The organism is Nocardia neocaledoniensis (genome assembly GCF_029868625.1).
Classification (GTDB): domain Bacteria; phylum Actinomycetota; class Actinomycetes; order Mycobacteriales; family Mycobacteriaceae; genus Nocardia; species Nocardia neocaledoniensis_A.
This window is the reverse complement of record NZ_JARWOJ010000074.1, coordinates 1-4,962: the sequence shown is the minus strand read 5'-3', so window position 1 is coordinate 4,962 and position 4,962 is coordinate 1. Positions and strand designations below refer to the sequence as shown.

Here is a 4,962-nt window from a genome sequence, read left to right as displayed (position 1 = left end):
GTACCCCACAGTGAGCCAAGCAGGCCGTCCTGTAGTTCTGATCGCCGACAAGCTCGCCCAGTCGACCGTCGACGCGCTCGGTGACGGTGTCGAGGTTCGCTGGGTCGACGGCCCCGACCGCCCGGCCCTGCTCGCCGCGGTGCCCGAGGCCGACGCGCTGCTCGTGCGTTCCGCGACCACCGTCGACGCCGAGGTGCTCGAGGCGGGCAAGAAGCTCCAGATCGTCGCCCGTGCCGGCGTCGGCCTCGACAACGTCGACGTGCCCGCCGCCACCGAGCGTGGCGTGATGGTCGTCAACGCCCCCACCTCCAACATCCACACCGCCGCCGAGCACGCCGTCACCCTGCTGCTCGCCGCCGCGCGCCAGATCCCGGCCGCCGACGCCACCCTGCGCGAGAAGACCTGGAAGCGCAGCAAGTTCAACGGTGTCGAGATCCTCGGCAAGACCGTCGGCGTCATCGGCCTCGGCCGCATCGGCCAGCTGTTCGCGCAGCGCCTCGCCGCGTTCGAGACCAAGATCGTCGCGTACGACCCCTACACCTCGCCCGCGCGCGCCGCCCAGCTGGGCATCGAGCTGCTGAGCCTGGAAGAGGTGCTCGAGCGCGCCGACTTCATCTCCATCCACCTGCCGAAGACGCCCGAGACCAAGGGCATGCTCAACGCCGAGACCCTGGCCAAGACCAAGCCGGGCGTCATCATCGTCAACGCCGCCCGCGGTGGCCTGATCGACGAGCAGGCCCTGGCCGACGCGATCAAGTCGGGCCACGTGCGCGCCGTCTGCACCGAGCGGCCGAGGGTGTCGGCCAGTTCGGGCGCCGACCGGTTCACCGCGGACGCCGCCGCGCCGAGATCGCCGAGCAGCGTGCCGATCCCGGGCAGCGCGCGGACCTCGGTGATCCACTGGTCGAGCCGTTCGATGGTCGAACCGGGCAGGCGGGTGTCGCCGTCGAGCGCGTCGGCGAGGGTGGCCAGCACCCGCGCCAGCTTGGCGGGCTGTATGCGGTCGAGGACGTCGCGCAGGGTGGTCAGCGTGGTCTGCAGGGCGACGGTGGCGCCGCTGGTGTCCTGTTCGACGACCGCGCCGGCGCGCAGGGCCGAGGCGGCGGCGCCGTTGTCGACCAGTTCGATCGCGGTGACGCCGAAGATGTTGGCGGGCACCACGCGGGCGGTGACCGTGTCCGGAATGGACGCGGCCGCCGCCGGTTCCAGCCGCAGGCCGACCCGCTGCCGCAGACCCTTGTCGGCGATCTCCACCTCCGCGACCGTGCCGACGAGCATTCCACGAAAGCGCACGTCCGCCCGAGCGGGCAGGCCGTCCCCGGTGCTGGTCATCATGGCCGTCACCGCGACGGTGTCCTCGAAATGGCCGCCGTAGCGCAGCCCGAGCAGGGCCACCACGGTCGACAGGCTCGCCGTCATCGCCACCCCGGCCAGGCCGAGACGCCGGCGCGACCAGCCGCGCCCACTGGGATCCGGATACACACCGACCACCTATCCCGAGATCCGGATACCCGGGTCGACGCCCCAGATAGCCATGGTGAGAAGCAGATTGAGGAAGACGACGACGATGATCGTCATCTTGATGGCCCGGCCCGCCGCGACACCGACACCCTCGGGGCCACCGGCGGCGATATAGCCGTAGTGGCATTGGACGAACGTCGCGACGAGCACGAACGCGACCGCCTTGAGCACCGAGTACGCGATGTCGCCCGGGTCGAGGAACTGGTGGAAGTAGTGGTCGTAGGTGCCGATCCCGCTGCCGCCGAGGAAGAACACCGTCACCTTGGTGGACAGGTAGGCCGTCGCCATGCCGATGCTGTAGAGCGGCAGAATCGCCACCGCCGCCGCGAGCATGCGGGTGGTGATCAGGTAGGGCAGCGGGCGGATGGCCATCGACTCCAGCGCGTCGATCTCCTCCGCGATCCGCATCGAACCGATCTGCGCGGTGAACCGGCATCCGGCCTGAGCCGCGAACGCGATCGTCGCCAGCAGCGGGGCCAGCTCACGAGTGGTGGCGAAACCGGAGACGGCACCGGTGAGCGGGCTCATGGTCAGCAGATCCAGCGCCGTATGCGATTCCATCCCGACGGTGACCCCGCCGAAGCCGCACAGGATGAGCACCACGCCCACCGTGCCGCCACCGACGACCAGGGCGCCGTTGCCCCAGGTGACGTCGACGATCAGGCGGACGACCTCTTTGCGGTAATGGCGCAGGACGAACGGGATCGCGAGCAGCGCCTCCAGAAACACCATGCCCTGATGTCCCAGACGGATATTCGCGTCCGTGACCGGCTGGGTGACCTGCCGCATCGCGCGCAACGGCCGCAGCGCGGGCGGGAGATAGCTCGCCATCTACAGCACCTTCGAGGGGAACACGGTGTTGTAGATCTGCGTCAGCGCGATGTTGGCCGCGAACAGCACGATCGCCGAACTGACCACCGCCGAGTTGACCGCGTTCGCGACCCCGCCGGGGCCGCCCTGGGTGTGCAGCCCCACGTCGCAGGCGATGATCGCGGTGAGCGCGCCGAACACCGCCGCCTTCACGATCGCCACGATCAGGTCGCTCGCGACCGCGAACGAGGCGAACGTGCTGATGTAGGACCCGGGCGTGCCCTCCTGGACGAAGACGTTGAACACGTACCCGGTGGCGAAGCCGATGAAGACCACGAATCCGCACAGCAGCATGCTCACCGACACGGCCGCGAGCAGGCGGGGTGCCACCAGCCTGCGGACCGGGTCGACGCCCATCACCCGCATCGCGTCGATCTCCTCACGGATCGTGCGCGAGCCGAGGTCCGCGCAGATCGAGGAGCCGACCGCGCCGGCGATCATCAGCGAGGTCACCAGGGGTGCGCCCTGCCGGATGATGCCGAGCCCGTTGACCGCGCCGATGAAGGTGGTCGCGCCGACCTGCCCGACCAGTGACCCGATCTGGATCGAGACCACCACCGCGACCGGAATGGCGACCAGCAGCGTCGGCGTGGCTGAGACACTGGCCATGAAGGAGCACTGACGGAGGAATTCCCGCAGTGGAAAGCGGCGACGGGTCAGTGCGAGAACCAGCTCCACGCTCGCCTGCCAGCCCATGGTCACCTGTCGGCCCGCGGTCTCGATCGACCGCTGGGGGTGAGTGCGCCACCAGCGACGGCCGAATTCGGAGATGACCTCGCGATCCGTTGGTGTACTGGCTGTTTCGGTTGTCGTGACGATGACGATCACCCCGGGGTTCGGTGTGGCCGCCCGCACGCGCGGCCAGATCTGACTGACGAGCTACGCCGCCGTAGAAATAATTCCTACGGTCGTGTAACCAACAGTCTGAGACAGTAGCAATACCTGGCGCGACTGTCCGCGAATTGGGCATGATCGCTGCGTGAGCGTGCAGCGGAAGTCGGCCGGGGTGTGGCAGGTGTCGGGCGCGGGGCGTCCCCGGGGGCGCAATACGCCCAGGCTGCCGCCCGCGCAGCGCAGGGAGCAGCTGCTCGACGCCGCCCTGCGCGTGGTCGCCAGGGACGGGCTGGCCCGGTTGACGATGCAGGCCGTCGCGCAGGAGGCGGGCGTGGCCAAACCGGTGCTGTACGCCCTGTTCCCCGCGGCACCGGAACTGGTCGCGGCCCTGCTGCGCCGCGAGCACGCGGCCGGGGTGGCGCAGGTGTTCGCGGCCATGCCCGCCGACCTGCGCGGCACCGATCCCGACGAGGAGTTCGTGGCGGCACTGATGGCGTTCCTCGACGCGGTGGCCACCGACCCGGCGCGCTGGCGGTTGATCCTGTTACCCAGCGACGGTGCGCCCGTCGGCTATCGAGAACTCCTCGGCACGGCCAGGGACGAGATGGTCGGCCGCGGGACGGATCTGCTCGATCAGGGGCTGCGGCTGCGCGGTGGCGCGGCCGAGGTGGACGTGGAACTCATCGGCCACGCCCTGTTCGGCTTCGCCGAAACCCTGGGCAGGATGGTGCTGTCCGACCCGCGCCGATTTCCGCCGGACCGGCTGCGACCCGTGGTGCGGTCCCTGTTGCGGACCGTGCCCAGGGCGCCCCGCGACCGCTGAGGCGTGCTGGTTCAGCTCGTCGGCAACCGGCGCCACGCCCAGTCGACGCGGATGTCGAGCGGTGCGTCGACGGTGACCATGCGCGGGTCGGAGTTCAGCCCGTCGGGCGGGCCGGACTGGGCTTCGACCGACAGCGACTCCGCGGGCAAGGTCCACACGACCACGTCGGAAACCGGGCTGGTGATGGTGAATTCGAGGAAGCCGGGCCAGGTGAGGCGGGCGTGGACGCCGTCGGGCATGGCGAAGCAGTCGTCCCACGGCGGCGGCGCCGGCGGGATGTGGCGGCCGGTGGGGAGGTAGTTCTCGCCGCGCTCGTACTGCCAGGCGGGCTCGAACTCGAGCTCGAGCGGACCGGTGGCCGGCGCGAGGTCGCGCAGGAACCACGGATGCCAGCCGCCCTGCGCCGGGAACGGGTCGCCGTCGGTGGCGATGCGCATGGTCAGAGTGAGGCCGGTGTCGGTGAGCGCGAAGGTCTGGGTGACGGTGCCCGCGAACGGCCACGGGTCGACCAGCCGGTACCGCAGCGTGGCCTCGACGGGGGAGACCGCCGCCACCTCCCACGCGCCGTCACGGACGGTGCCGTGGATGCTGTGCGGGCCGTTGTTGATCGGCATCCGGTACGCGCGCCCGTCGACGGAGAAGGTGCCGTAGCCGAGCCTGCCCGCCCACGGCGCCATGACGAAACAGCCGGTGCCCGGGTCCTGTCGGAGCAGTTCGGTGCCCTCGACGGTGAGACTGTGCAGGGCCCCGCCGTCTGCGGGAGCGAGGGTGAGGGTGGCGGTGCCCGCGCGCAGCGTCACCTCGTCGGCGGCCATGCGCGGAGACTAGCGGTTCCGGCCGGGTGCGGGCCGGAACCCACGCCGGTCAGTTGAACGGGTACTGGCCCCCGCCGCCACCGCCGCCCGGATTGTTCG

The 4,962-nt window shown here is 70.5% G+C and carries 4 protein-coding genes and 2 pseudogenes; 2 read left to right on the top strand and 4 right to left on the bottom strand.

Going from position 1 to position 4,962, the window contains the following annotated elements:
- Window positions 1-10: 10 nt before the first annotated feature.
- A pseudogene (locus QH270_RS04705) lies at window positions 11-910 on the top strand (NAD(P)-dependent oxidoreductase); the annotation flags it as partial.
- On the opposite strand, the pseudogene QH270_RS04700 reads toward QH270_RS04705, so the two are convergent.
- The 3 genes and pseudogenes from QH270_RS04700 to QH270_RS04690 form a co-directional block, all read right to left on the bottom strand.
- Window positions 826-1,332: pseudogene (locus QH270_RS04700) on the bottom strand (MlaD family protein); the annotation flags it as partial. The pseudogenes QH270_RS04705 and QH270_RS04700 sit on opposite strands and share 85 nt — an antisense overlap.
- A 159-nt stretch (window positions 1,333-1,491) precedes the next feature.
- Window positions 1,492-2,352 carry an ABC transporter permease gene (locus tag QH270_RS04695; protein WP_280339083.1) on the bottom strand — a complete coding sequence of 287 codons (861 nt, stop codon included), beginning with the start codon at window positions 2,350-2,352 and terminating at the stop codon, window positions 1,492-1,494.
- On the bottom strand, window positions 2,353-3,162 hold the full coding sequence (locus QH270_RS04690) for an MlaE family ABC transporter permease (RefSeq protein WP_280339084.1): 810 nt from the start codon (window positions 3,160-3,162) through the stop codon (window positions 2,353-2,355).
- Window positions 3,163-3,370: 208 nt separating this feature from the next.
- Here QH270_RS04690 and QH270_RS04685 point away from each other — a divergent pair, with 208 nt between their 5' ends.
- Window positions 3,371-4,048 carry a TetR/AcrR family transcriptional regulator gene (locus tag QH270_RS04685; RefSeq protein ID WP_280339082.1) on the top strand — a complete coding sequence of 226 codons (678 nt, stop codon included), beginning with the start codon at window positions 3,371-3,373 and terminating at the stop codon, window positions 4,046-4,048.
- An 11-nt stretch (window positions 4,049-4,059) separates the two neighbouring features.
- On the opposite strand, the gene QH270_RS04680 is transcribed toward QH270_RS04685, so the two are convergent.
- On the bottom strand, window positions 4,060-4,863 hold the full coding sequence (locus tag QH270_RS04680; protein WP_280339081.1) for an aldose 1-epimerase: 804 nt from the start codon (window positions 4,861-4,863) through the stop codon (window positions 4,060-4,062).
- Between the last annotated feature and the right edge of the window lie 99 nt (window positions 4,864-4,962).

Coding starts and splice junctions, on each gene's coding strand:
- QH270_RS04695 (WP_280339083.1), bottom strand. CDS start 2,352: ATGGCGAGCTATCTCCCGCCCGCGCTGCGGCCGTTGCGCGCGATGCGG.
- QH270_RS04680 (WP_280339081.1), bottom strand. CDS start 4,863: ATGGCCGCCGACGAGGTGACGCTGCGCGCGGGCACCGCCACCCTCACC.